Genomic DNA, 24,821 nt, shown 5'->3' on the forward strand with positions numbered 1-24,821 from the left:
TTTTTTAAGAAACATAATTGTTTGGTTATGATATTGCTATGTATAAAAAAATCATCGAGAAAGAATTACGATAAATAGAAGAGATGGATAGAGACAGCTGATTTTTAGAAAAATAAATAAAAAAACGAAAATCGCTTGTTAAACGACGATTTTCGTTTTTTATTCTTGAGGATTTTGTCTATTCTTGAAACTTGCACTTACATTGGTGGAGTAACTGACCACATAAGATGCACCTCCTTTAGTTCGACTGTTGATAAATAGACTATATCATTGGAATAGACCAAAAAACATCTTGTATGGTATTGCAACATTATAATTTCTATTTAAGGTAGATCAAGAAATAAAATGGCTGAATAAAATGTTTCTGGGGCATTTGACCTCTCACACCATCTAAAAAGTAGCCACTTCGAAACACTTATATCTCGACCTCTTCTTAAACAAAAGCTAAAAACAATGAAAATAAGTCCAGTATTTTGTTAATCTATACTATAATAGAAACTAACTATGAATTTTGGAGGAATTTCCATGAAACAAAAAATTGCAGTATTAGGCCCTGGCTCTTGGGGAACTGCTTTAGCTCAAACCTTAGCAGAAAATGGACATGACGTCCGTATCTGGGGGAATGTTCCAGAACAAATCACAGAAATCAATACGTATCATACGAATAAACACTATTTACCTGAGTTACATTTACCAGAATCAATCATCGGTTACACAGAATTGGCTGAAGCTGTCAAAGAGGTAGATGCAGTATTATTTGTCGTACCGACGAAAGCAATCCGTGCTGTAGCACAAGAATTGCTACAACATTTAACGACAAAACCAGTGATCATCCATGCAAGTAAAGGATTAGAACAAGACACGCATAAGCGGATCTCAGAAGTGATTGCTGAAGAAATCCCAGAAGAAAAACGTCAATCCATCGTTGTTTTGTCGGGACCTAGTCATGCAGAGGAAGTGGCAGTCCACGATATCACAACGATTACTGCTGCAAGTGTTGATCAAAAAGCAGCTACTTATGTGCAAGAATTATTTATGAATGATTATTTCCGAATCTATACAAATAATGATGTGATCGGTGTGGAAACAGGTGCAGCATTGAAGAATATCATTGCAATCGGTGCCGGCGCGATCCACGGTCTTGGTTTTGGTGACAATGCGAAAGCGGCGATCATGACAAGAGGATTAGCTGAAATCAGTCGTCTCGGTGTAGCAATGGGCGCGAACCCTTTGACCTTTATTGGATTGAGCGGTGTTGGTGATCTGATCGTCACTTGTACCAGTGTCCATTCACGAAATTGGCGCGCGGGTCATATGTTAGGTGAAGGACAGAAATTAGACCAAATCCTAGAGAATATGGGAATGATCGTGGAGGGTGTATCGACAACAAAAGCGGCGGTTGAACTTGCTGATCAACTAGGTGTAGAAATGCCCATCACTCAAACAATCTATCAGGTCCTTTATCAAGGGAAGGATATCAAACAAGCAGCAAAAGAAATCATGTTGCGTGATGGCAAGATGGAAAACGAATTTCAGTAAATCAACAGAATGGAGTATATAAATACGCATATGGAGAATAAAATCGTAAGAAAAGCAGTCATTCCTGCAGCAGGTCTAGGTACACGTTTTTTACCTGCTACAAAGGCAATGGCAAAAGAAATGTTGCCGATCGTTGATAAACCAACGATCCAATTTATCGTAGAGGAAGCTTTAGCTTCGGGGATCGAAGATATTTTGATCGTTACCGGAAAAGAAAAACGACCGATTGAAGACCATTTTGATTCGAATATCGAATTAGAATTGAATCTACAAGAAAAAAATAAAATCGACTTGCTAAAATTAGTCGAAGAAACAACGAATGTCAATCTCCACTTTATCCGTCAGTCCCATCCTTTAGGACTAGGTCATGCGGTATTACAAGCGAAAACTTTTGTTGGAGATGAACCATTCATCGTTATGCTTGGGGACGATTTGATGGAAGATGAGATTCCACTGACAAAACAATTGATCTTAGATTACGAGAAAACAAAAGGTTCGACTGTAGCAGTCATGAAAGTTCCTCATGAAGACACGTCAAAATATGGGATCATCGATCCAGAAACAAAAGAATCTGAAGGCTTGTATGAAGTGAAACGATTCGTCGAAAAACCAACACCTGAACAAGCTCCGAGTGATTTAGCGATTATTGGACGCTACTTATTGACACCAGAAATTTTTGAATTATTAGAAACACAAAAACCTGGAGCTGGAAATGAGGTTCAATTGACGGATGCAATTGATGAATTAAATAAAAAGCAACCCGTATATGCGAGAGTATTCAAAGGCTCTAGATATGATGTCGGTGATAAATTTGGTTATCTAAAAACAAGTATCGAATACGGTTTAGGTCATCCTGAAATCAGCGAGCAGCTGAAACAATACCTCATTGATCTAAGTCATTCTCTGGACTAAAAACTTAACAATTAGAGAAATAAAATCTTGAGAAAAGAATAGTAAATGAGGTGTATTGCTTACATGGGGATTCTAATCAACATTGCACAAACGTTTCTTGATGGATTGAAATGGTTGATGGAGGGAAATAATTGGCTGTTTTTACTGCCAGTATTATTTATTAGTTTGTTTACGATGTTTTATATGGTCAGAATAAAAGAAACCTTTTTGATTTTTATTTGGTACTTAGCAACAGTGGCGATCGGTAGTTTGATCATCGTTCTTTTGTGGGGAGATCAACAGGCATTTCTTTTTGCGGCAGCTTTTCTTTTGCTGTACCTTTTTGCCTATATCCCGTATCTACTCAAAAGATTTCATGTCGTCAAAAAAGGCAAACATGCGGCTTCTCCGAACCGCTCAAAGGATGTCTCAGAAAGACGGACAAGATCTGACCGCTGATATTTTGATACTTGCACTTGTTTCGCACTTTCCTTACAATAGATGCAGATAGAAATAACTAAAAAAAAGGCTCCTTGATAGTTAGCGGCAACTAACTATCAAGGAATGACCAGTCACACGTATACACCCTGACCGATCATTTTGCCATAGTCGATGCAGCGCACCGACCGCATTTATTGTACCTGATTTAAGGAAGATTTTCTACCTTATGAATCTAAAAAGCGGAGGAAGCGGGGCAGTTTATTTACTATGTCAAAACAGATGTATATTCAAGCGAGAAGTTTGTTTAATCCGTTTTAAAGACTTGCTTTTAGCGATACATCGTTCCTATCTTTTACACTGAAGCCGAAGAACATCAAGATGCTGCTACATCAGATCTTTTGCTTGATTGTAATGAATAAGTGGTTAAGGTAAAGATGAGACTGAGCAATTGCTTCGTCTCATCTTTTTGTATTTTTCTTTTTGATAGTTATCTCTATTCTGAAATAGCAGAAGAAGAGGAGAAAAGAATGAGCTTACCCTATTTTGATTATTGTCAAAAACTTGAACAAAAATTAAGGATCGAGGAACCCTTGATGGAACAAGCGGGTCGTTGGATCGCTACACAGATTCATCGAGGAGGATGTTTACATATTTTTGCTAGCCGTACCTTACAAGGCACTGCCTATGAATTTTGGCAACAATGTCCAAAAATCTTGCCAACTCAGTTGATTGAACATCCCGCAGCGGGGATTTATGAGTCGCTGGAAGGAACTGGCCAAGCAATCATTGAACAAATCAATGCGCAACCCGAAGATATTTTTCTTTTCTTATCAAATGAAGGTAGAAATCCTGCAATCATTGAACTGGCGGAATGGGTCAAAGAACAAGGGTATCTATTGATCGTGATCACCGGATTTGACTTATCCCGAAGTATCAAGTCAAGACATAGTAGTGGTTTGCGCTTATATGAATATGCAGATCTAGTATTAGATAACTATGCAACGATAGATGATGCCGTCCTTACGGTTCCTAAATTTGAGCCAGCTATATGTGGTGCAGCTTCCTTAGCAACCTTAATCCTATTACAGCAGATCGTTTATTTTTCAGTGTATTATTTGTTGGAGAGTCACTAAAGCGAGAAGGTTAAGAGTCCGAAAAAGAGACAAGAAAGAATCATGAAGATTCTTTCTTGTCTCTTTATACACGTTGATGAAAGAGTCTTCCCCAAAACTCTTTACACTCCAATTATAGTACATTTGTTATGAATATTGCAATGAAGATACCTAATGAAAATAAAAAGAGAGGAAGAGAGAGGCAGAAATTCAATCAAAAACATCGATTCAAATAGGAAAGGAGCGAGGAAGAAAATGTATAAATATTTGTTAATCGCTAAAAAATCTTTGTTTATACGTAATTAGAAATGAAAATAAATAGTCGGAAATAGCGACATTGTAAAAATAAAAAAAGAATTTTAATCCATTTTTATAGGTACTATGGCTTTGAAACCAGCGTTTTTATTAAAATGTGTCTTGATGATAACTAAAATCAATAGATTATTTTAATTGTTTATTCATGTGGTATAGAACATTTTACTGTATAATCTATTTGCTTATTCATTATTGACAAAAACGTAGCAAGAAAGGAAGAACGAGTTTTGAAGAGAAAAAATTCTTCAGTAAAGAAAAAACGAGACTTTACCAAAATGACGACACCGCATACGTATGTCATTATTTTTGGTGTAGTTGTACTTGCCTGGTTATTAACATTTATCGTACCAGCTGGGAGATTCAGTACGCAAGATATAGAATACAAAGATGCAAATGGAGAAACCAGTACCAGAACAGTATTACGCCAAGATTCGTTTCGTTATGCTTATGAATTAGATAAGGCTTTTGTATTTGATCAACTGGAAGAATTACAAAATGATCCAAAGGAAAGAGAAAAGCTAGCTGTTCCTGAAGAAGGATTAGAAGAAGTCTTGGCAGCTGGTGAGAAAAACTTGACCCAGGAGAAACTAGATGAAATCTCACTGACAGATGATGTTTTATACGATGAATATGGTGAAGACATCTATGACACCTCAAAGAAATTGCATAAAACAGCAAAACTATGGGGGACCGATGATTTCGGTGGTTTCGGCTTTTTAAACTTCGTTTTTGAAGGTCTAGTATCAGGTGATAAATATGGTTCAGCAGTCGGGATTGCTGCACTTATTTTAGTCGTGGGTGGTGCATTCGGGATCATTATGCGAACGGGTGCCATCGATGCAGGTATTTATGCTTTTATCAATAAGACACGTGGTCTAGAACGTTTAGCTTTACCGCTCTTATTCTTTGCTTTTTCATTTGGAGGCGCAACGTTCGGTATGGCTGAAGAAGTCATTCCATTCTCAATGGTCATGGTACCTTTTGTGATTGCCTTAGGCTATGATTCAATCGTCGCCGTCACAGTCACCTATGTGGCGTCACAAGTCGGGAATGCCACGTCATGGATGAGTCCGTTCAGTGTCGCCGTTGCTCAAGGGATTGCAGGTATTCCAGTCTTATCAGGCGCCACCTTCCGATTGATCATGTGGGTCGTCGTGACTGCGTTATCGGCTGGTTACTTAATGATCTATGGCGAAAAAGTTCGGAAGAATCCGGAAAGTTCATTAACGTATAAATCTGATGAATACTTCCGTAACCACTTGAAGAAAACATCCGATGAACAAAAACCATTTACACTAGGCCATAAATTGATTTTAGGCGAAATGTTGATCGTTTTAGTTTGGATCGTTTGGGGAGTCACACAAAAAGGCTATTATATCCCAGAAATCGCCTCTCAATTTTTTGTTATGGGACTCGTTGCAGGGATCATTGCTGTTTTATTCAAATTGGACGGTATAACGGTCAATGATATCGCCTCTTCTTTCCAATCTGGAGCAGCAGATCTAGCTGGAACAGCGATCGTTGTTGGGATGGCAAAAGGAATCTTACTTGTATTAGGTGGATCAGATGCTTCTGTACCTTCTGCGCTTAATACGATCTTACATGGTATTGGAACAGCACTGACTGGTGTGCCGGCAGTTATCGGGGCATGGGCGATGTACGTATTCCAAAGTTTGTTCAACTTAGTCGTCACTTCAAATTCTGGACAAGCGGCATTGACGATGCCAATCATGGCACCGTTGGCTGATTTAGTAGGTGTCTCTCGTCAAGTGGCTGTATTAGCTTATCAATTAGGTTCAGGATTCATGGATGCGTTCACGCCGGTTTCTGCTAGCTTGATTGGTGTCTTAGGTGTGGCACGGATCGAATGGGCAAAATGGGCACGATTCCAAATCAAAATGCAAGGATTCTTCTTTGTTTTAGGAACGATCTTCATTATGATTGCAATCGCGATCGGACTTCAATAAAACAAATAAGAACTGATTTATAGCAATCAAAGAAGTTATGCTAACCGATACGTAACTCTGAGACAATAAGCGAGAAAACCCGAAAGTATCTTCATATTTTTGGATTTTCTCGCTTATTTCCGAAAGAGCGATGGATTGCTTATTAAACAACCTTTTGAGTGTTCTAAAAGGTAAAGACTATTTTATAAAGGAGAAGATCAGATATGAAACTCATTCGACAAATCGATGTCTATGCACCAGAATATCTTGGTAAGAAGGACGTATTAGTGGCAGGAAATAAGATTGTTGCCTTGGAAGATCAACTATCCGGCGGTTACGAAGAATTGATCGTGGAAGAAATTTCAGGAGAAGGAAAACTCTTGACCCCAGGTTTTATTGATGCCCATTTCCATATTTTAGGTGGCGGCGGCGAAGGAGGCTATCATAATCGCACGCCAGAAGTCACACTTAGTCAATTAACGACAGCAGGAGTGACAACAGTCGTAGGTTGTATCGGGACAGATGGCGAGGGTCGAGATATGACTGCTTTGATCAGTAAAGCAAGAGGGTTAGAGGCAGAAGGATTGACTACGTATGTTTATGTTGGTTCTTATCGGTTGCCGGTCAAAACGGTGACTGATTCATTGATCAAAGATTTTCTTACCATTGATAAGATCATTGGGATCGGAGAAATCGCTGTCTCTGATCATCGCTCTTCTCAGCCAACATTCGATGAGTTTGCTCGGTCAGTGGCGGATGCTCGTGTTGGGGGCATGTTATCAGGTAAAGCAGGGATCGTGAATGTCCATTTAGGTGGCGGAAGTCGAAAATTGGAACTATTGAATCGTATGGTTGAAGAAACAGAAATCCCTATTACTCAGTTTTATCCGACGCATGCGAATCGGACAACTGAATTATTAGCTGCATGTATCGAATTTGCGAAAAAAGGTGGAACGATCGATTTCACTGCAAGTGAAGATCCTGATTTTTGGGAAAAGACCGATGGTGAAGTTCGTTTCAGTAAAGCATTGAAGCAGTTATTGGAAGCACAAGTCTCTCTTGATAACTTCACCTTGACCTCCGATGGACAAGGTAGTCTCCCATATTTTGACCAAGAGAACCATTTTATCGGTATGGGCGTCGGTAGTGCGAAATCCTTACTGGTGGGCATCAAAGAAGCCGTTCAAAAAGAAGACATTCCTTTAGAGATTGCCTTACGAGCTGTGACGTCCAATCCTGCAAGAGTCCTTAAACTGGACCAAAAGGGAAGAATCGCTGTTGGTAAAGATGCAGATCTTTGTCTACTTGATAAAGAAACCTTAGAAATCGATACGGTGATCGCTAATGGCACCATCATGGTCCAAGAAAAACAAGTGAAAGTTTGGGGAACATTTGAGCAAATTCTTAACAACTAAATAACACAATAAGCATTCTGTTTGTTTGTTTTTATAATTGGTGTTACTCTAAAAGTAGTTACAAAGACAAATTTTAGAGGAGGAAATATTATGGCAGATTTAGAAGGACGCTCTAAAGATTTGAAAGACAAAGTTGCAGGTGAAGGCAAAGAAGCCTATGGAAAAGCAACAGGCGATAGAAGTAAAGAAACAGAAGGTAAAGCCCAATCTGTAGGTGCGGATATCAAGAGTAAAGCTCGTAATATCGGCGATGAAATCAAAGAAGGCTTTGAAGATGTAAAAGAAAAATTTTCAAAAAAAGACCATAAATAGTCTACTTGTAAATTCTTAAAAAAAAGCGTCCTACCAATAAGGTGGACGCTTTTTTTTAGCGGTTATCCAATGGCAATGGACGCGAATGTTTTATTTTTTAATTCAAAAACTTCATCACATTTTTTAGCCACTTCTAGTTCGTGTGTCACAATGATGATACAGCGATCTTGCTCATGGGCGATTTCTTGGAAGAGTTGAACGATTTCTTGTGAAGTCGTTTCATCAAGGTTTCCTGTTGGTTCATCCGCAATGATCAACTGATGTTCGCAACAAATCGCTCGGACGATCGCTACGCGTTGTTGTTGTCCCCCAGATAATTTAGTGACTTGTTGTTTTGCAAGTGTTTCATTTATCCCAACGCGTGCCAAGCGATCAAGTGCTACTTGGCGATACTCTTTTTGAGGAGTATTTGAAATTTCCATGGCGGTAATGACGTTATCAAGAGCGGAAAGGTAAGGCAATAAGTTGTACGCTTGAAAAATAATGGATACATCATTTTTGCGATAATTCCGTAGGCCTATTTTAGCTAAAGCTCGCTCTTCATAATAAACAGTCCCTTCTTTTGGTGTATCAAGTCCTGAAATCAACGAAAGAAAGGTCGTCTTTCCTGAACCACTAGCCCCTAATATGGCGTACATTTTTCCTTTTTCAAAGGATAGATTCACATCTTTATAAAGTGCTTCTGTTGGATTCTGATACCAGAAGCCCAAGTTTTCTGTACGTAACATCCAATTCCTCCTTTAGTTTAATAAAATTTTTCGTGGATTTAATCGTAGTATGCCGATGGAGGCTAGAAAAACTGAGAGTAAGCTGATCCCAAATGCAACAGCTGCTAGTAGGCCAAGTTGAGCTGGTTGAACAGTGATTTCAAGGTCGCTTACTTGCTCCGAAACGGTAAATGGATTACTAGTTCCACCTGGTTGTCCGCCAGGTCCACGATTGCCACCACCAGGCATCTGCTCTCCTTGTTGCTCGGCAGGTGAGTCGGTTGACGTTTCAGTTTGTTGATCAAGCAACTGTTGACCGACAGCATTTGCAACGACATTTCCACTGAATGAAGCCACACCTAACGCGACGATCATACATATGGCCACTTCTGCAAACAATTGAAGGACGATTTTGCTTCTGGATTCACCTAATGAAAGCAATACCCCTAGTTCATGGCGACGCTCACGAATCGTGATCATGATGATCAAAGTCAAAATAATGATTCCAGCAACCGCAACGAGTAAAACGACATTTTGTGAAAAACTGGCCACGTTGTTAAGTGGTTCAAGCATTGCTTGGAACATGGTATCGTTTGATTGAAGACTGAACGTTGAAGTATCGATCAGGTTTTCTGCTTCATTGATAAAGTCTGTCATTTTATTAGGATCGGTCAGCGTATAAACCGCAGAATCGATTGTGTCATCTTCTGTCGAGCCATTCAATGTATTGGCAAACGTATAATAAGTATACAAAGTGTTCGCTGGATTCATGAAATTGAAATTCATTCCCATGCTACTACTTGTTTCACTTGACTCATAGATTCCTTTGATCGTCATTTCATAAGTTGTTTCTTCGTCTTCCGTGCTAGTAATTATGAAAGTATCTCCTACGGATAAGTCATTCGCACTAGCTAAAGTAGAGTCGATCACAACATTGTTCGTATCTTTGTCGCTATCAGTGATTCCTTCTCCTTCGATGATTTTAGCTGTGCCATCTGTAAAGCCACTGGTTTGGGCTGTATTGGATACCCCGCTGATTTGAAAATCTGCTTGGATCATTTGGGGTTTGCCACCTCCCATAGCTCCACCCATGTTTTCACCGTTTGGTGCAGCATCAGTTGCAGTATCAGTTTCTTCGGATGTTTCTGAGGTATCAGAGCTTGAAATGGCAGTGATCCCGCTATTGGCTAAAGCTGATGCAGAGCTTTCGAAGGAAAAACTTGCTACATTATCTAGTGCTGCGATATTTTCTGCATCGCTGACTGAAATAGGTGTGAGGGAGAAACTTCCAGGATCTGGTCGTCCACCGGATTCAGTATCAGTTGCCTCTGTTTGTTTTTGAAAAGCCGCTTCACGATTTGCACTTAAAGTGACCGTCGCACCGACATCTTTTTGAGCTTGCTCTGCTGCTTCTTGTGCCGCACTACGTATGGTTAGTCCAGCAAGAACGAAGACAAGGATTGCTGTAAAAACTGCTAATAATAGTAAAGAACGCCCCCATTTTACTTTTGTACTTTTTAATGCTCGTTTGAAAAAATTCATTGGTTCGATCTCCTTTCGAAATGAGTACAAAAAATAGAATAAAGGGAGTAGCTTAAGACTACCTTAAAAAGCGGCCACGAATACAAACAGTTGAAAGCTAAAAACAGATCAAATGGAGCAGGAAATGAAAAACATTCTATAGTTATTGAGTAATTTATGTTAAAATAGACGAAGTATCTTCTAAAACAAAAGAAGAAAAAATGGTCTGGGAAAAACATGAAGACAGAAACAATCGTACATGCTAGCGATTTGTTTGATTTGTTGTATAATGATGTGGAGCAGTTGATCGAGCAACTGAAGCAATCCCGATTTTTTTGTGTCAAAAAAAGATCCTAAACGCCTGTAAGATTAAGATAGATTTGATTATCTAATGAAATCATCCGAAAACGAGGCACTCAGAAATTGGATCGTTTTAAATAAAATAGAGAATCGACATCGTCAAAATGAAGATGTCATAAGAAGAGGTGAAATTTGTGAGTACCATTAAGATTATCCCTTTAGGCGGTGTACGCGAAAACGGAAAAAATTTGTACATTGCAGAAGTAGGGGAAGCTATTTTTGTTTTAGACTGTGGTCTGAAATATCCTGAAAACGAATTATTAGGGATTGACGTTGTGATTCCTGATTTTACGTATTTAGAAGATAATGTCGATCGTGTAGCAGGTGTCTTTCTGACACATGGTCACGCAGATGCGATTGGGGCGTTGCCTTATTTATTGTCAAAGATTTCTGTACCTGTGTTCGGAACCGAATTGACGATCGAATTGGCAAAATTGAATGTCAATCGCAATGATGCTGCAAAAGGATTCAAAGATTTTCATGTGGTAGATGAGCATACAGAGATCGATTTCGGTGAAACGATCGTTAGCTTCTTCCGCACCACCCATACGATTCCAGATTCAGTTGGGATCAATTTAAAAACCCAAGAAGGAAATATCGTTTATACGGGTGATTTCAAATTTGACCAAATGGCGATCCCAATGTACCAAACGGATTACGCTCGTTTAGCAGAGATTGGGAAAGAAGGCGTGTTAGCTTTACTAAGTGAGTCAGCAAATGCAGAAAACGCGACCCCTGTTGCTTCTGAGTTCCAAATTGCTGATGAAGTATTTGATACGATCAAATATTGGGAAGGACGGATCATCGTTGCTTGTGTTGCAAGTAATCTTCAACGCGTCCAACAAATCTTAGACGCCGCTGCTAAAGCAGGACGTAAGGTTGTGTTGACTGGGCAAGACTTTGAACGGATCATCCGAACAGCTATGCGCTTAGAAAAACTTCAATTACCAAGTGAAGACCTATTGGTCACATTAAAAGATATGAAAAACTATGAGCCTGAAGAACTGATCATTTTGGAAACAGGCCGGATGGGTGAACCAATCAAGTCTTTACAAAAAATGGCGAATGGCGCGCATCGCCATATCAAGATCAAAGAAGGCGATCTTGTTTATATCACAACGACACCAAGTATTGCGATGGAAACAATGGTTGCTAAGACAGAAGACATCATTTACCGAGCAGGTGGAATAGTCAAACAAATCTCTGACAACTTGCGGGTTTCCGGTCATGCAAATCCAAATGACTTACAATTGATGTTGAACTTCATGAAACCTAAATATTTCATCCCAGTTCAAGGAGAATACCGTGAACTAGCTGCCCATGCAGACTTAGCCCATGCAGTAGGTATCCCCTATAAAAATATCTATATCACAGGACGTGGGGATATTTTAGAATATAAAAACAAGCGGATGAGTGTGGCAGGTACGACAAGTGCTGAAAATGTCATGATCGACGGACTAGGTGTTGGCGATATTGGAAACATCGTCTTACGCGATCGTAAAATCTTATCTGAAGACGGTATTTTTGTTGCAGTAGTGACAATTAGTCGTCGCGAAAAGAAAATTGTCTCAAAACCGCAAATCACTTCACGAGGATTTGTTTATGTCAAAGCAAGTCGTGATTTGATCAATGAAAGTAGCAACATGATCGAAACCATTGTAGGCAAACATTTAGAAAGCGATGATTTCGAGTGGAGCAAGCTGAAACAAGAAATACGTGATCAATTAGGTCGCTATTTGTTTGAACAAACCAAACGCCGCCCAGTGATTTTACCAGTCATCATGGAAGCGACACAACGTCGCGGCAAAAGATAAAAAATGAAAAGCTGTATCAAAAGATGTTCAGATAATGAATATGTTTGGTATAGCTTTTATTTTATAGCAGTAAGAGCATTGGATATATTATGGAAAGGTGGAAGTGTCTGTAATGGAAAAGGAACTTGTTTTGGAAAATAATCAAATGAAAGAGAAACAGATCATCGTTTTTGGCGTAACTTCAATGAGTACAGATAGTACCCTTTATACCAATTTGTTAATAACAAAGATGAACAACCTAGCAAAAAAACAACATTTACTTGTGCATGTTGACATGCATAGCATTTCTAAGTTAGATCAGTATGCAAAGGCTGCCGATGTTATTCTATTATCTCCAGAGCTTTCTTCTATGCGAGAAAGTATCGTAAAAGATTATCCTACAAAGGTTATTGAAGTGATAGACATGAAAGATTATGGTCTGCTAAATGCCGAGAATATCTTAAAAAAATTTCTCCATCACTAAACTGGAAAAGAAGAAATTATCAAAATAGTTAGCAAACTTCGTTTTTTTTTATCACTCCTCTATCTAAAAAAGTGTTGCGGATTTATTCAATCTTGTAAGCCTTATAAGGCATCTAAACTGTAATAAAAATACCTATAGTAGAAACTGGCGTCTTAGTTTCTACTATGGGTATTTTTTATTTTGAGTATTATTACAGATTCGTAGTCATTCTAGATTTATTCACAGAAATCAAACACTAAACAGAAACTGTCAATTATAGACGAAACATTCTTTTATCTGGGGATTCAGTCGTAAGTACACGCTCACTTGATACTTGGTACAACCTGTATTATCTGTTACAATTGAATAGGATATACTGTACTACTAATTGTGTAAATGTTCGAAACGAAAACGAAAGAGTCAGTGACCAAAATGTTGAGGAGTGAGAAGATGAAGATTACTTATCATGGACATTCTTGTATTTCTCTTGAAATGCAAAATGGCCAGCAAGTGCTGATAGATCCATTTATTACTGGGAATCCTATGACTGATTTAAAAGTGGATGAAGTCCAGACGGACTGGATATTGATCACCCATGGACATGCTGATCATATTGGAGACATGTTGCCGATTGCGAAGAACAATGAGGCGACCATCATCAGTATTGTCGAAATCGCTGATTATGCACAACAGCAAGGAGCAAACTCTTTTGGGATGAATATCGGTGGCAAAAGGGAGTTTCCTTTTGGCACAGTCAAATTTGTCCATGCACAGCATAGTTCAAGTATTGAAATCGATGGTGTTTCGCGTTATATGGGAGAGCCTAGTGGTATTCTGATCCAAGCAGATGGGAAGACGATTTATCATGCGGGTGATACCGCAGATTTTAGCGACTTAGCGCTCTTAGGTGAACAGTTTATGATCGATGTAGCCTTTTTACCGATTGGCGACAATTATACAATGGGACCTGAGGATGCGGCTCGTGCGGCGAAGCGAATCAAAGCGAAGAAAGTCGTGCCGATCCATTACAATACCTTTCCTGTCATTGAACAAGATCCGCAAGTATTCATGGATTTATTAACAGATACCGAAGGAAAAATAATGAGCGTTTCGGAAACGCTGGAAGTGTAGGGGAAAGAGATGGCGACAAAACATGATTTGATTTTAGAATATATCGAAAGCCTACCAGTGGGGAATCGAATATCTGTCCGTAGTATAGCCAAAGAATTGAATGTCAGTGAGGGAACGGCCTATCGAGCAATTAAAGATGCTGAAAACGTAGGGTTAGTGTCAACGATCCAACGAGTAGGAACGATACGGATCGAACGTAAGTTGAAGAAAAATATCGAACGATTGACGTTTGGCGAAGTCGTGCGGATCATTGAAGGCGATGTCTTAGGCGGGGCAGTTGGTCTAGATAAAGTTTTGAATAAATTTGTCATAGGTGCGATGACCGAGCACGCAATGGAACGCTATATCACTCCAGGTTCATTGATGATCGTCGGTAACCGTACAGAAGTGCAAAAGTTAGCACTTGAGGATGGCGCAGCAGTGTTGATCACGGGTGGTTTTGATACGACGCCTGAGATTGCTAAATTAGCCGATGAATTAGCTATGCCGATTTTACGTACGACTTATGATACCTTTACTGTAGCAACGATGATCAACCGAGCGCTTAGTGACCAACTGATCAAAAAAGATATCATGCTCGTCGGTGATATTTATCTGTCTGCCCAGAAAACACATTATTTGTTACAGTCGGATACGGTGGCTGATTATCAACGGATTTCAGAAGAAACCCAACATTCTCGTTTCCCAGTGGTGAATCATCACATGCGTTTGATGGGGATCATTACGGCAAAAGATGTCGTAGGTAAAGCACCGACACAAGTCATTGATCGGGTCATGACCAAAGATCCAATCAGTGTCAAGAAATCGATGAGCGTCGCTTCTGTCGGACATCAAATGATTTGGGATGGTTTAGAAGTCATGCCAGTCGTTTCCGATGATTTGACGTTAGAAGGATTGATCACACGGCAAGATGTCATGAAGGCGATGCAATTGGTGCAACGTCAACCGCAAATTGCTGATACGATTTCTGATCAGATTTCAGGAGCCATCCAAACGATCGATACAGATCGTGAAGGCAATCGATTGACGACGCCTAAGTTCAAATTTGAGGTTTCACCACAAATGGTAACAGGTGTTGGAACGATTTCTTTTGGGGTGTTAAGTGAAATCATTTCAGATGTTGCGCAAAAAACAATGATCATGAATCAACGAAGAAATATCTTGTTGGAGCAAATGAATCTACATTACCTTCGTCTGATCCAGATCGAAAGTGAGTTAGATATTCGTCCAAGAGTTTTAGAAATCGGTAGAAGGTCCGCTAAACTTGATGTAGAAGTATTTATAGAAAACACGATCGTGGCTAAAGCCATTGTCGTCTGCCAAGTGATGGAACGTTCGTAGAGAGTAGGAAAGAAAATGACCATACAAGAAGAGATTTTGAATGAAATCAAAAAATATCAAAAAATCGTGATCCACCGACATCAAAGGCCAGATCCGGATGCTTTAGGTTCACAAGTAGGATTAGCCGAGTTATTACGTAATAGTTTTTCAGAAAAAGAAATTCGTCAAGTTGGAAAAGACGTTGAAGGCTTACGTTATTTAACAGAAATGCAAGAAATCGACGATGCTTTCTATCAAGGAGCATTAGTCATCGTGACAGACACAGCGAATGCGCCGCGTATTGATGATAATCGCTATTCCTTAGGGGATCAAGTGATCAAAATCGATCATCATCCGAATGATGAACCATATGGCGATTTACTTTGGGTGGATACGAAAGCTAGCAGCTGTAGTGAAATGATCGCTGAGTTTGCTTTGATGTTCCCTAATGAGCTGAAAATGAACAGCGATTCTGCTCGCTTATTGTATGCGGGAATCGTTGGAGATACTGGTAGGTTCTTGTATCCTTCAACAACAGGTCGTACGTTAGAACTAGCAGCAGAGTTAAGAAAGTATTCTTTCGATGCAAGCCAATTGAATCGTGAAATTGAACAAATCACCATGAAAGTAGCGAAATTATCCGGTTGTGTCTATCAAACGATCGTAGTTGACGAAAAAGGTGCTGGAAAAGTAATTTTGTCACAAGAATTGTTAGGCAAGTATGGCATCGTCGATTCAGAGACCGCAGCTGTCGTCTCTTTACCTGGTGTGATTGACGAAGTGTTAGCTTGGGCGATTTTTGTCGAACAACCAGAGGGCTATTATCGTGTACGTTTACGTTCAAAAGGACCAGTCATCAACGAGATCGCCAAACGACATCATGGTGGCGGCCATCCCTTGGCAAGTGGCGCAAATGCAAAAGACCTGCAAGAAGTAGCAGAGATCTACAAAGAAATACAAGAAGCTTGCACCAATTATGCACGTTAAAAGTGTACTCCAAGTAGTCAATCGAGAATTTTAAGCAAACGTTACATGCTCTTTTATCTATTCCCTTTGGCACGAATAAATGGTGGGGGCAGAAGTGACCTCTTCGGCAATCAGGTTACTTCTGCCTTGACCTTTTACTCATCGAAGTTGATTGTCTTTTTATCAGGTGTATGTGCAATCAAGGTCAGTGAGATTGAATCAGCGTAGGCAGTTTAGGATCTCCGATAAGAAGTTGCTCTTTTCAAACTGTTATTTTTCCGTTATAATATTGCTCAATAACGAACAAAAAGGAGAAACAACATGACAGTACCAAATTGCCCAGTATGTGGTTCAGAATATGCTTATGAAGATCGGGGATTATTGATTTGTCCTGAATGTGGAAACGAATGGACACCATCTGAAGAAACAGAAGCAGAAGGCCTAGTAGTAACTGATGCAAACGGCAATCGTTTAACAGATGGCGACAGTGTGACCGTTATCAAGGATTTAAAAGTTAAAGGAGCTTCCTCACCTATCAAACAAGGAACAAAGGTGAAGAATATCCGTTTAGTTGAAGGAGACCACAATATCGATTGTAAAATCGAAGGGTTTGGTCCGATGAAGCTGAAATCAGAATTTGTCAAAAAGAATTAAAATATTCAATCTCTTTTCACAATTATTCTACTCGAACAATGGTAAAATAAAAGCAATGAGGAAAGGGTGAAACGATTATGTATGGATATGGTTTTTATGGCTTAGATCCAACGTTTCTTTTAGTTATTGCTGGATTAGCTATTTCCGGAATCGCTTCTGCTTACGTCAATAGTACTTTTCGTAAATACGACAAAATCAGAAGCAAAAATAATGTGACTGGTACACAAGCCGCCCAGTTCATTTTACAAAGTCAGAAAATCAATAACGTTGGCGTCCAACAAATCGCCGGTGATTTGACGGACAATTATAATTCAGGGAACAAGATGTTGAGTTTATCGCAAGCTACAGCACAATCTACATCAGTCGCTGCAATTGGGGTAGCTGCCCATGAATGCGGACACGCAGTGCAAGATGCCGTTGGTTATGCGCCGTTGAAAATCAGAGCTTCATTAGTGCCTGTCGCTAATTTTGGCTCGATGATTTCGTTTCCGTTGATCATGGTAGGTGTATTATTTAGTTGGAATACGACGTTGATCAATATTGGTATCTTCGCTTTTTCATTGGCACTATTGTTTCAACTTGTTACGCTACCAGTAGAATTCAATGCGTCAAGACGAGCGATCCAAATTTTAAGTGAAGGTGGCTTACTGACAGAAGAAGAGGTACCAATGGCGAAACATGTGCTATTTGCGGCGGCTTTGACCTATGTTGCTGCAGCGCTATCTACTTTCTTACAATTGCTACGTTTGATTTTGATTTTTGGCGGTAACCGTCGAGACTAGAACAAACCAATAAAAAGTGAGGGACAGTCGATTGGACTGATCCACTCACTTTTTATTTTGGAAAAATTAGTATTAATTTAAAAGTTCAGACGGAGACCGCTTGCTTCTCCTATCTTTTCTTTAAATCAAATCATTTTATTGACATAGAGTTGTTGAATTTTTGTGACTAAGTCTACCCATAAATCTTTTTCTTTACTAGGATCAAGGTAAAAAATTTTACTCGTTTGATGAAATTTATCAAACCAATCGGTGACGATCAAATCTGCTTGTTCTGGATTTTCTGTCAAGCGAATCATTTTTTCGTCAAATACTTGTCGTAATCGATTTTGGATATGATAATTTCCTGTCAGCGTTTTATTCATTTGTACATAGATCAATAATTTTTCATTTGTTTCCGACTGCAAGAGGTTATAAATCAAGTTACTCAAATAATAAATAATCAATGTTTTTTTTTGGTGGTCATGAAAAACTTCAGAGATAATTTGTTGGATTTGTTGTATTTGTTCATTCGATTCATCAATCTCAAGTGCTGGTTTAGGAAAATGCAACGAGTAGAAAAAGGGAGTTGTATTTCCCAACATCAAAATAGAAATTAAAGAAAGCATAAGATAGTAATTGTAGAAAAACCTTTTTTCAGATGATGCGATCACTGGAAAGGTTTGAGCTAACTCTTTTGTTAGTGAGGTGATTTTCATACATAGATGATTACGTTTATTCGTCAAAGTATAACCAATCAAACTCTTCTGCTGGCTTGAAATGAGATTAGGAAAAAAGCAATAAATCAAAAAATTGAAATGCAATAGTTCATCAATGGCGATTTCATGTGGTAAAAGATGAAACAAATGATGTTTAAAACTACCGGAGACATCTTGTACCTGTTGTAGCAATTCTAAAATAGCATAGACCTCACTAGATTCAGAGGTGATCAATGATGATTGTTGTGTACGAAGCGTAAAGATAGCAATCAGCAAATACAGGTTTTCTTGATATTTCAATGAATGCTTTGAAACGAGCAATTTTTTGGATAATCGCCGCTCTCTTTTTAGTTGGCTCAATTTGAATTTGTCAAAAGGCCATTCCAACCCTTGAAAAGCATCAGATAGAATAAAAAACAAATAGAGTCGGATAAATAATTCGTTTCCTTTGAACAAATAACAGCCCTGAGATGAAACAATCTCGATTTCAAAATCTTGAAGTGTTTCATTCAATTGGTGTGTTAATTTTTCTAAGTAAGAGTGGGATATGTATAATTGCTCCAATAAATATTTTTTCGGAACATACGCTTTGGGATAATTGACCATAAGTAATAAGTAGTTGAAACGATTGGATTCTCTTAAATAAAAAAGTTTGAGTTTGTGATAAATCATCATTTTTATTTCTTGGTGTTCATCGGATATAGTTATTTCTCCTTTGTGTGTAGAGAAAATAAAAGTAGAAATGCTCAATTGCTGTTCAATCGTAGTGTTCAACTTTCGAATCAATTCTTTGATTGTCCGTTTAGGTATAGTCAGTTCATCCGCAAGTTCTTTTAACGTACATTGACTTTTTTGAGCGATCGTATAGAGGACTAATAACTCTTTCTTTTTTGCATCGATTAACATGATGGACTCCTTTCTGACAATTAGTGTACTAGTGGTGACATAAAATGTGAGTGGAAAGTGTTTTCAATGTATGATATTCTCACATAGTAATAGAATTTGATTATATAACTTGTTATTTTAAGAAATGATAATCAGTTATCTATTCTATTGTTTATTTCTTTGCTTATTTTGTCAAGTTGGAATCATTTAAATAATCTTGGATAAGGGAATACAATGTTATTTAATTGAGGATATCGTTATTTTTTAAATCTTATTTTTGGCGAAGCATTAGATAAATCAAGCTTCTATTACAAAGAGACATATTTTAACCCCCGAAATATGTTATTATCGTTTTTTTTTATCAAAACTTGTTTCTTCATGGTTTACATAAGTTTTTCCTACTAGCGAATGCGCTGGATCGTCATGGGAAATTAAAAAAAGAATCATTGCCGGATATGAATAAGATAATCGGAAAGGATGGATGGTTTCGTGGGAAGAGTGACGAATTTTAGTAAAGAATATTTACTATTTAAGAGTATGGTATATGCTGAAGAAAATGGGTTATCGACAATCACAGCGAGAAGTTTAGCTTCTTTTTGTGGCTGTTCTACTTACCCGATTTATGCACATTTTAAATCAATCCGTATACTAAAAGAAAAAATTATCGAAGAGATCACGATATGTTTTGATCGATATTTAGCTGAATACGTTATTGACGATTTTTTCAGTGTCGTTCATTTATTGAAGGAGTTTTTCTCGATTCATGAGAGTATTAGAGGAGTAGTTATCAAATCCGAATTAGACATGGCCTCGTTGTTCAAACGAACGTTCTCAGAATTTGTCAGAGAACATACGGGAATCAAAGAAGCATATTTATTAGAACTTCTTTGGCTGAACGCACTAGGAAGTTTAAATTCAGATAAATCATCAAAGGAATTTTTTGAGACAATGACATTGATTTGGAATAAGTTAGCAGAATTAGAAGATGATTTGCCTGAAATGCTAACAAATATCCAATACGTTCCGGTTAATTGATCTTACATTTCTTAGTATGGATGATTTACTTTAGTTGTTCGTATGAAGCATCTCCAAAAAGGAGGTGCTTTTTTTAACGCATCAAACTAAGGTTGCTTGAAACCGAAAATGCCAAATGAGGCGTCGTACAAAAGTAAATAATAAAACAAGACAGTATGTGCTTTTTGTAAATTTTTTTGCTATTCATCGGGCAGGGCTCATAGCAATTAGTTCGCTTATCTATTTGACTGTGATATGATTGTAGTAGATAAAAAGGAGCTGATAATTATGAAAACATCAACAAAAGTAACGATTGGATTAAGTGTCGTAGCAGCAGCAAGTGTGGCGACAGCTGTAGTTGTTTCTGGCAAAGTGATCGAAAAAATCCATCATCTAAGTAACCGCACAAAAGTAAAAAAATTCGTGTATGACAAATTTGATGGGAATGAAAAGTTATTAGATGTCGTCGACCATTTATCAGATAGCGATTTAGATTCATTGATGGGCATGCTAGCAAAGATTAAATCTGGCAAAAAGAAAATTTCTGTCTACGGTGACTCTATCAAAGACTCAACAGAAGATGCAAAAGGTCGTCTGATGTCACTTGTTGAGAAAATGATCTAAAAACGATTCTCTTTGAATTGATCGAAAAAAGGAACAAGCAAGGCGATGTTTATTGCTGCTTGTTCCTTTTTTATATGTGTAACAAAAGGAGATAACAAAAGAGTAAGTCATCTGCTTTTTTTAAATTGAAGCCTGTTTGTTCGTCAAACTTTTCGATCCGATATTGGAGAGTGTTTCGATGCATGAAAAGTTGTTTAGCCGCTGAACTGATATTCCCGAAATTTTTCCACAGTTCGATAATGATGTCTTCCATTTTAAAACTACGGATTATTTCTTGATATTCATTTGTTAGCTGACTGGATGTAACTAATTCTTTTGTATAATAATATAAGGCAATTTCTTGTATGGAAGTCGTTTGGTCGGCTACTTGTATGTGTGTTCGTTTATTCAGGAAAATTTTTCGTTCTTCATTGAACATAGCGGTTAGATTTTGTCCAGCTGAATGGAATGAACCGATAAAGGCTTGTGTCGTCATATCAAAATCGACATCAAGAGATAAAAAGATGCCTTTAAGATCTGCCGTACTCAAATAATTGGCATGCTTTCTTTCGATGATCAACGCATCTGTCTCTGTGTAAAGAAAAAAATCAAGAGCTTCGGGAAATAATCCGGAAATTGTTTCTCGCCATTCTTTTTGTAAGAAATCTGATCTCTTTTCAAAATGTAACTGAATGATTCGGCAGCTTTCTTCACATACATATACCTTTTCCTCAAATAAATATTGATACCAAGGATGGCTGTCTAAGGTGTTTGTTTTCTGGAATAACGCTTTCAAAAGTTTTTCTTCTTGAACGGACAAGGAACTTTTATCGATCCACAAGAAGTAATCTTCTACAACCAGTGAAAGAATTCGATCATCAGAAGAAGGAGAATTCTTTTTTTGTGCATTTGGGTATAATCCAAGTAACTTTTCTGTGTTCATTTACTTCACCTCATCCCCTAGTTTACCATAGGACATGGCGATAAGGAAAAACTCTTTGTACTTCATTAAAAAGCCAGTTATACTATGTTTGATAGAGAAGATAAGTAAATCTAAAAAAGGTAGGAGTACAAGTGGAAGAAACAGAACAACAGCGAATAACAGAAGAATGGATGCGTGTGGCTATTGAAGAAGCCAAAAAAGCAGAAGCGTTAGTAGAAGTACCAATCGGCGCCATCGTGGTTCACCAAGGACAGATTATTGGGCGTGGACACAATTTGAGGGAAACAACACAAAATGCAACAACACATGCTGAGATGATTGCGATCCAAGAAGCATGCAAGGCCATCGGAAGTTGGCGTTTAGAAGAAACACAATTATATGTCACGTTAGAACCGTGTCCAATGTGTAGCGGTGCCATGATTCTTTCTCGCGTAAAAGAAGTTTACTTTGGTGCCTATGATCCAAAAGGAGGAACCGCAGGGACATTGATGAATTTACTTGAGGATGAACGTTTCAACCATCAGGCCGAGGTGGAGGGCGGGATATTAGAAGAAGAATGTGGTGAACTTTTATCTGTGTTTTTTAGAAATTTGCGAGCAAAGAAAAAGAAATTAAAAAAGGACTAGCCAAGGATAACAAAATGCGGTATACTATTCCTTGCCGAAAGGCTAGGACAATGGTGGGCTTGTGAAGCGTGTCAGATCCGGAAGGAAGCAGCACTAAGCAGGTGCCGCCATGTGTCTGATTGATTGGATTTATTAAGCCTAAAGGGCTTTTTTTATTAGAGGCAAGTTTAAGGTATTTAGATTTTGTAAAAAAGTCTAAGTACCTTTTTTTGTGCAAAAACTTTCCATGTGAACAAAGGGGAACCCTATGGTATGATGAAAAAAAGTGAGGTGGAACTAACAGTGGAAGAAATCGTTCTTTTACACACGAATGACTTACATTCTCATCTTGAAAACTGGCCACGGATCAGAAGATTCCTTGAGCAAAAAAAGCGTGAAAATGAGAAAAAAAATAATACGACAACTCTCACGGTCGATCTTGGGGATTTCGTTGATCGTTGGCATCCTTTGTCAGAAGCAACGAATGGCCATGCCAATGTTGAACTAATGAATCAAATCGGCTATGATGCAGCAACTATAGGGAATAATGAAGGTGTAGGTAATTCCAAGAATGAGTTGAATCATTTATATGATCACGCGAATTTTGATGTGCTACTGAGCAACTTATTCGATAAAAATACTTTGCAATCACCAGTATGGACAAAGCCATATAAAATCATCGAAACAAAGCAACGAACAAAAGTTGGGTTAATTGCTTTTACTGCACCATTTCCTTTGACGTATAATCCAAATGGCTGGGATATCCGTCAGCCTTATGATCTGTTGCCAGAGTTAGTTGAGCAATTACGTCCACAGGTAGACGTAATTGTTTTAATGAGTCATTTAGGCATTCAAGATGATTTACAGATTGCAAAAGAAATCCCTGCAATCGATGTGATTTTAGGATCACATACCCATCATCTTTTTATTGATGGGAAAGTCGTGAATGAGGTACAATTAGCCGCTGCCGGAAAATTTGGGCAATATGTAGGGGAAGTACATCTTTCATTGGAAAATAAAAAAATCGTCGGACACTACGCTAAAGCGATTCCGACAGATACAATGACTGCATTCGTAGAGGATGAGAAAGAAATCGCCGGTTATCTTGAACAAGGACATCGTCTTTTAGCTCAAAAGAAAGTGGCAGATCTACCATTTGACTTATCACTTGATTTATTTGATGAACATTCCTTTATCCAGATCGCTTTAGAAGCGGTAAAAGAAAGAGGGAACACAGAAGCATCGTTTCTGAATAGTGGTCTTTTTTTGAATAGCGTACCTAAGGGGCTGGTTGACCAAGATCAACTCCATAGTGCACTGCCACATCCGATGCATTTGATCAACGTCACGCTGAAAGGGTCAGATATGATTCGCTTAGTGTTGGAAATCGAAAAAAGTCGCCTTTTTTTACGGAATTTTCCTATCAGGGGAATGGGGTTTCGTGGTCAGATATTCGGTGAGATTTTCTATAGTGGGATCACGTATGATGCGGTCAATCGAGAAGTTTTGTGGCAAAAACAACCAATCGAAGAGGAAAAGAATTATACCGTTACTACGGTCGACCATCTGATGTTTGTTCCTTTTTTCCCAACCATCGAAATTGTTGGACAGGTCGATTTTTTATTTCCCGAATTTATTCGTACAGTAGTGGGAGACTACTTAAATGCTCACTACCCAACCAATGAAAAAGAAGGTATAATAGAGAAATAGGTGGTGAAAGCATGTCGACGAAACAAAATAAACAACACAACAGTGACAAAAAAGAGAGTCAAGAAACGGTCGATCGCTCACAAGAACAAACAGTGACCGAAGAAGTGACGGCAGTTTTAGAAGAAATAATCGAGGAAACGAAGCCAGAGAAAGTCAAAGGAGAAATCGTCACATTGACAGATGAAACGAATCTTTTGATTGGTGATAGACCTTATCGTATCGTAACGGATTACCGGGAAGGTTTCAATGCTGAGAAGCTTGGTGAGAGATATAGCGAAGTGCTTTCCAGATACGATTACATCGTAGGTGACTGGGGTTACGAACAGCTACGTTTGAAAGGCTTTTTTGATGCCACGAATCGACGTGCTCACCCAGATCAGCGAATTGATGCATTAGAAGACTATTTATACGAATATTGTAATTTTGGCTGTGCATATTTTGTCATTGAACGCATTGGTGGAAAAAAAGAAAAAAATACCCAACGACGTAAAAAGAAAAAAAATCCGAATCGCAACAATCAAGCGCATATCGATGAAAAAAAAGCGCCCGTTGAATCGGTACGCAAACAACCTGTGATCAAAAATCGTAAACCAGCAACTACTAAGGCAACACCAAAGGGAACTGAAAAAACATCAGAACGCCCAACAAAATCAACTTCTAAAAAGAATTTTACTATTAGACAAAGGGAAGAATGATTC

The 24,821-nt window shown here is 38.4% G+C and carries 23 protein-coding genes and 1 other RNA gene; 20 read left to right on the forward strand and 4 right to left on the reverse strand.

The window, feature by feature from the left end; genetic code table 11:
• The first annotated feature begins 525 nt into the window (after nt 1–525).
• The 7 genes from IGJ95_RS03600 (at nt 526) to IGJ95_RS03630 (ending at nt 7,971) form a co-directional block, all read left to right on the forward strand.
• Complete coding sequence (locus tag IGJ95_RS03600; protein ID WP_010736124.1) at nt 526–1,539, forward strand: NAD(P)H-dependent glycerol-3-phosphate dehydrogenase; 1,014 nt, start codon at nt 526–528, stop codon at nt 1,537–1,539.
• A 30-nt stretch (nt 1,540–1,569) separates the two neighbouring features.
• Nucleotides 1,570–2,451 (forward strand): UTP--glucose-1-phosphate uridylyltransferase GalU, encoded by an 882-nt coding sequence (galU, locus tag IGJ95_RS03605; RefSeq protein WP_010736123.1) that lies wholly within the window; start codon nt 1,570–1,572, stop codon nt 2,449–2,451.
• Nucleotides 2,452–2,514: 63 nt separating this feature from the next.
• Entirely contained in the window at nt 2,515–2,889 is a 375-nt protein-coding gene (locus IGJ95_RS03610) for a hypothetical protein (RefSeq protein WP_010736122.1), read from the forward strand.
• Between the two features lie 509 nt (nt 2,890–3,398).
• The gene (locus IGJ95_RS03615) at nt 3,399–4,004 is read left to right on the forward strand and encodes an SIS domain-containing protein (RefSeq protein WP_010736121.1); all 606 of its coding nucleotides are present in this window, start codon (nt 3,399–3,401) and stop codon (nt 4,002–4,004) included.
• A gap of 521 nt (nt 4,005–4,525) precedes the next feature.
• Nucleotides 4,526–6,265: a putative basic amino acid antiporter YfcC gene (gene yfcC / locus IGJ95_RS03620; RefSeq protein ID WP_153830495.1), complete on the forward strand. Its 1,740-nt coding sequence runs from the start codon at nt 4,526–4,528 to the stop codon at nt 6,263–6,265.
• Nucleotides 6,266–6,468: 203 nt separating this feature from the next.
• Nucleotides 6,469–7,659, forward strand: coding sequence for a beta-aspartyl-peptidase (gene iadA / locus IGJ95_RS03625; RefSeq protein ID WP_153830496.1), 1,191 nt, complete (start codon nt 6,469–6,471; stop codon nt 7,657–7,659).
• A gap of 90 nt (nt 7,660–7,749) precedes the next feature.
• Nucleotides 7,750–7,971 carry a CsbD family protein gene (locus tag IGJ95_RS03630; protein WP_010736118.1) on the forward strand — a complete coding sequence of 74 codons (222 nt, stop codon included), beginning with the start codon at nt 7,750–7,752 and terminating at the stop codon, nt 7,969–7,971.
• A 62-nt stretch (nt 7,972–8,033) separates the two neighbouring features.
• Here IGJ95_RS03630 and IGJ95_RS03635 read toward each other — a convergent pair whose 3' ends face one another.
• Nucleotides 8,034–8,699 carry an ABC transporter ATP-binding protein gene (locus IGJ95_RS03635; protein WP_010736117.1) on the reverse strand — a complete coding sequence of 222 codons (666 nt, stop codon included), beginning with the start codon at nt 8,697–8,699 and terminating at the stop codon, nt 8,034–8,036.
• 12 nt (nt 8,700–8,711) lie between these two features.
• Entirely contained in the window at nt 8,712–10,220 is a 1,509-nt protein-coding gene (locus IGJ95_RS03640) for an ABC transporter permease (protein WP_438761466.1), read from the reverse strand.
• 473 nt (nt 10,221–10,693) lie between these two features.
• Here IGJ95_RS03640 and IGJ95_RS03645 point away from each other — a divergent pair, with 473 nt between their 5' ends.
• The 7 genes from IGJ95_RS03645 (at nt 10,694) to IGJ95_RS03675 (ending at nt 17,668) form a co-directional block, all read left to right on the forward strand.
• On the forward strand, nt 10,694–12,373 hold the full coding sequence (locus IGJ95_RS03645; RefSeq protein WP_010736115.1) for a ribonuclease J: 1,680 nt from the start codon (nt 10,694–10,696) through the stop codon (nt 12,371–12,373).
• A gap of 112 nt (nt 12,374–12,485) precedes the next feature.
• Complete coding sequence (locus IGJ95_RS03650) at nt 12,486–12,836, forward strand: PTS sugar transporter subunit IIB (RefSeq protein WP_023519236.1); 351 nt, start codon at nt 12,486–12,488, stop codon at nt 12,834–12,836.
• A 429-nt stretch (nt 12,837–13,265) separates the two neighbouring features.
• Nucleotides 13,266–13,946 carry a metal-dependent hydrolase gene (locus IGJ95_RS03655; RefSeq protein WP_023519237.1) on the forward strand — a complete coding sequence of 227 codons (681 nt, stop codon included), beginning with the start codon at nt 13,266–13,268 and terminating at the stop codon, nt 13,944–13,946.
• 9 nt (nt 13,947–13,955) lie between these two features.
• Nucleotides 13,956–15,287, forward strand: a complete 1,332-nt coding sequence (locus tag IGJ95_RS03660; RefSeq protein ID WP_010736112.1) for a DRTGG domain-containing protein — start codon at nt 13,956–13,958, stop codon at nt 15,285–15,287.
• A gap of 15 nt (nt 15,288–15,302) precedes the next feature.
• The gene (locus IGJ95_RS03665; protein ID WP_010736111.1) at nt 15,303–16,253 is read left to right on the forward strand and encodes a DHH family phosphoesterase; all 951 of its coding nucleotides are present in this window, start codon (nt 15,303–15,305) and stop codon (nt 16,251–16,253) included.
• Nucleotides 16,254–16,553: 300 nt separating this feature from the next.
• Nucleotides 16,554–16,886, forward strand: a complete 333-nt coding sequence (locus IGJ95_RS03670; RefSeq protein WP_023519238.1) for a zinc ribbon domain-containing protein YjdM — start codon at nt 16,554–16,556, stop codon at nt 16,884–16,886.
• Nucleotides 16,887–16,963: 77 nt separating this feature from the next.
• On the forward strand, nt 16,964–17,668 hold the full coding sequence (locus tag IGJ95_RS03675) for a zinc metallopeptidase (protein ID WP_010736109.1): 705 nt from the start codon (nt 16,964–16,966) through the stop codon (nt 17,666–17,668).
• Between the two features lie 125 nt (nt 17,669–17,793).
• Here the strand turns inward: IGJ95_RS03675 and IGJ95_RS03680 are convergent, their stop codons facing one another.
• Nucleotides 17,794–19,269 (reverse strand): helix-turn-helix domain-containing protein, encoded by a 1,476-nt coding sequence (locus tag IGJ95_RS03680; RefSeq protein ID WP_438761468.1) that lies wholly within the window; start codon nt 19,267–19,269, stop codon nt 17,794–17,796.
• Between the two features lie 468 nt (nt 19,270–19,737).
• Between IGJ95_RS03680 and IGJ95_RS03685 the strand changes: the two genes are divergently transcribed.
• A complete protein-coding gene (locus IGJ95_RS03685; RefSeq protein WP_019723190.1) occupies nt 19,738–20,283 on the forward strand; it encodes a hypothetical protein in 546 nt (181 codons plus the stop codon).
• 267 nt (nt 20,284–20,550) lie between these two features.
• Nucleotides 20,551–20,886, forward strand: coding sequence for a hypothetical protein (locus IGJ95_RS03690; RefSeq protein WP_010736106.1), 336 nt, complete (start codon nt 20,551–20,553; stop codon nt 20,884–20,886).
• A 70-nt stretch (nt 20,887–20,956) separates the two neighbouring features.
• Here the strand turns inward: IGJ95_RS03690 and IGJ95_RS03695 are convergent, their stop codons facing one another.
• Nucleotides 20,957–21,808: a helix-turn-helix domain-containing protein gene (locus IGJ95_RS03695; RefSeq protein WP_153830500.1), complete on the reverse strand. Its 852-nt coding sequence runs from the start codon at nt 21,806–21,808 to the stop codon at nt 20,957–20,959.
• Nucleotides 21,809–21,939: 131 nt separating this feature from the next.
• Here IGJ95_RS03695 and tadA point away from each other — a divergent pair, with 131 nt between their 5' ends.
• The 4 genes from tadA (at nt 21,940) to IGJ95_RS03715 (ending at nt 24,818) form a co-directional block, all read left to right on the forward strand.
• On the forward strand, nt 21,940–22,434 hold the full coding sequence (tadA, locus tag IGJ95_RS03700; RefSeq protein WP_324186888.1) for a tRNA adenosine(34) deaminase TadA: 495 nt from the start codon (nt 21,940–21,942) through the stop codon (nt 22,432–22,434).
• 40 nt (nt 22,435–22,474) lie between these two features.
• Nucleotides 22,475–22,559: signal recognition particle sRNA small type (gene ffs, locus IGJ95_RS03705), an RNA gene on the forward strand.
• A gap of 157 nt (nt 22,560–22,716) precedes the next feature.
• Entirely contained in the window at nt 22,717–24,123 is a 1,407-nt protein-coding gene (locus IGJ95_RS03710; protein ID WP_194179896.1) for a bifunctional metallophosphatase/5'-nucleotidase, read from the forward strand.
• 11 nt (nt 24,124–24,134) lie between these two features.
• Nucleotides 24,135–24,818, forward strand: a complete 684-nt coding sequence (locus tag IGJ95_RS03715) for a YutD family protein (protein ID WP_019723195.1) — start codon at nt 24,135–24,137, stop codon at nt 24,816–24,818.
• The last annotated feature ends 3 nt before the right edge of the window (nt 24,819–24,821 follow it).

This window comes from Enterococcus sp. AZ156, from assembly GCF_051714165.1.
Classification (GTDB): domain Bacteria; phylum Bacillota; class Bacilli; order Lactobacillales; family Enterococcaceae; genus Enterococcus_B; species Enterococcus_B pernyi.

What these genes read in the sequence shown, in the direction of transcription:
- IGJ95_RS03660 (WP_010736112.1), top strand. Translation starts at nt 13,956, where the DNA reads ATGGCGACAAAACATGATTTGATTTTAGAATATATCGAAAGCCTACCA.
- IGJ95_RS03630 (WP_010736118.1), top strand. Translation starts at nt 7,750, where the DNA reads ATGGCAGATTTAGAAGGACGCTCTAAAGATTTGAAAGACAAAGTTGCA.
- IGJ95_RS03670 (WP_023519238.1), top strand. Translation starts at nt 16,554, where the DNA reads ATGACAGTACCAAATTGCCCAGTATGTGGTTCAGAATATGCTTATGAA.
- IGJ95_RS03665 (WP_010736111.1), top strand. Translation starts at nt 15,303, where the DNA reads ATGACCATACAAGAAGAGATTTTGAATGAAATCAAAAAATATCAAAAA.
- IGJ95_RS03655 (WP_023519237.1), top strand. Translation starts at nt 13,266, where the DNA reads ATGAAGATTACTTATCATGGACATTCTTGTATTTCTCTTGAAATGCAA.
- IGJ95_RS03675 (WP_010736109.1), top strand. Translation starts at nt 16,964, where the DNA reads ATGTATGGATATGGTTTTTATGGCTTAGATCCAACGTTTCTTTTAGTT.
- IGJ95_RS03640 (WP_438761466.1), bottom strand. Translation starts at nt 10,220, where the DNA reads ATGAATTTTTTCAAACGAGCATTAAAAAGTACAAAAGTAAAATGGGGG.
- IGJ95_RS03695 (WP_153830500.1), bottom strand. Translation starts at nt 21,808, where the DNA reads ATGAACACAGAAAAGTTACTTGGATTATACCCAAATGCACAAAAAAAG.
- iadA (WP_153830496.1), top strand. Translation starts at nt 6,469, where the DNA reads ATGAAACTCATTCGACAAATCGATGTCTATGCACCAGAATATCTTGGT.
- IGJ95_RS03635 (WP_010736117.1), bottom strand. Translation starts at nt 8,699, where the DNA reads ATGTTACGTACAGAAAACTTGGGCTTCTGGTATCAGAATCCAACAGAA.
- IGJ95_RS03610 (WP_010736122.1), top strand. Translation starts at nt 2,515, where the DNA reads ATGGGGATTCTAATCAACATTGCACAAACGTTTCTTGATGGATTGAAA.
- IGJ95_RS03680 (WP_438761468.1), bottom strand. Translation starts at nt 19,269, where the DNA reads ATGTTAATCGATGCAAAAAAGAAAGAGTTATTAGTCCTCTATACGATC.
- IGJ95_RS03650 (WP_023519236.1), top strand. Translation starts at nt 12,486, where the DNA reads ATGGAAAAGGAACTTGTTTTGGAAAATAATCAAATGAAAGAGAAACAG.
- IGJ95_RS03690 (WP_010736106.1), top strand. Translation starts at nt 20,551, where the DNA reads ATGAAAACATCAACAAAAGTAACGATTGGATTAAGTGTCGTAGCAGCA.
- IGJ95_RS03600 (WP_010736124.1), top strand. Translation starts at nt 526, where the DNA reads ATGAAACAAAAAATTGCAGTATTAGGCCCTGGCTCTTGGGGAACTGCT.
- IGJ95_RS03715 (WP_019723195.1), top strand. Translation starts at nt 24,135, where the DNA reads ATGTCGACGAAACAAAATAAACAACACAACAGTGACAAAAAAGAGAGT.
- galU (WP_010736123.1), top strand. Translation starts at nt 1,570, where the DNA reads ATGGAGAATAAAATCGTAAGAAAAGCAGTCATTCCTGCAGCAGGTCTA.
- IGJ95_RS03615 (WP_010736121.1), top strand. Translation starts at nt 3,399, where the DNA reads ATGAGCTTACCCTATTTTGATTATTGTCAAAAACTTGAACAAAAATTA.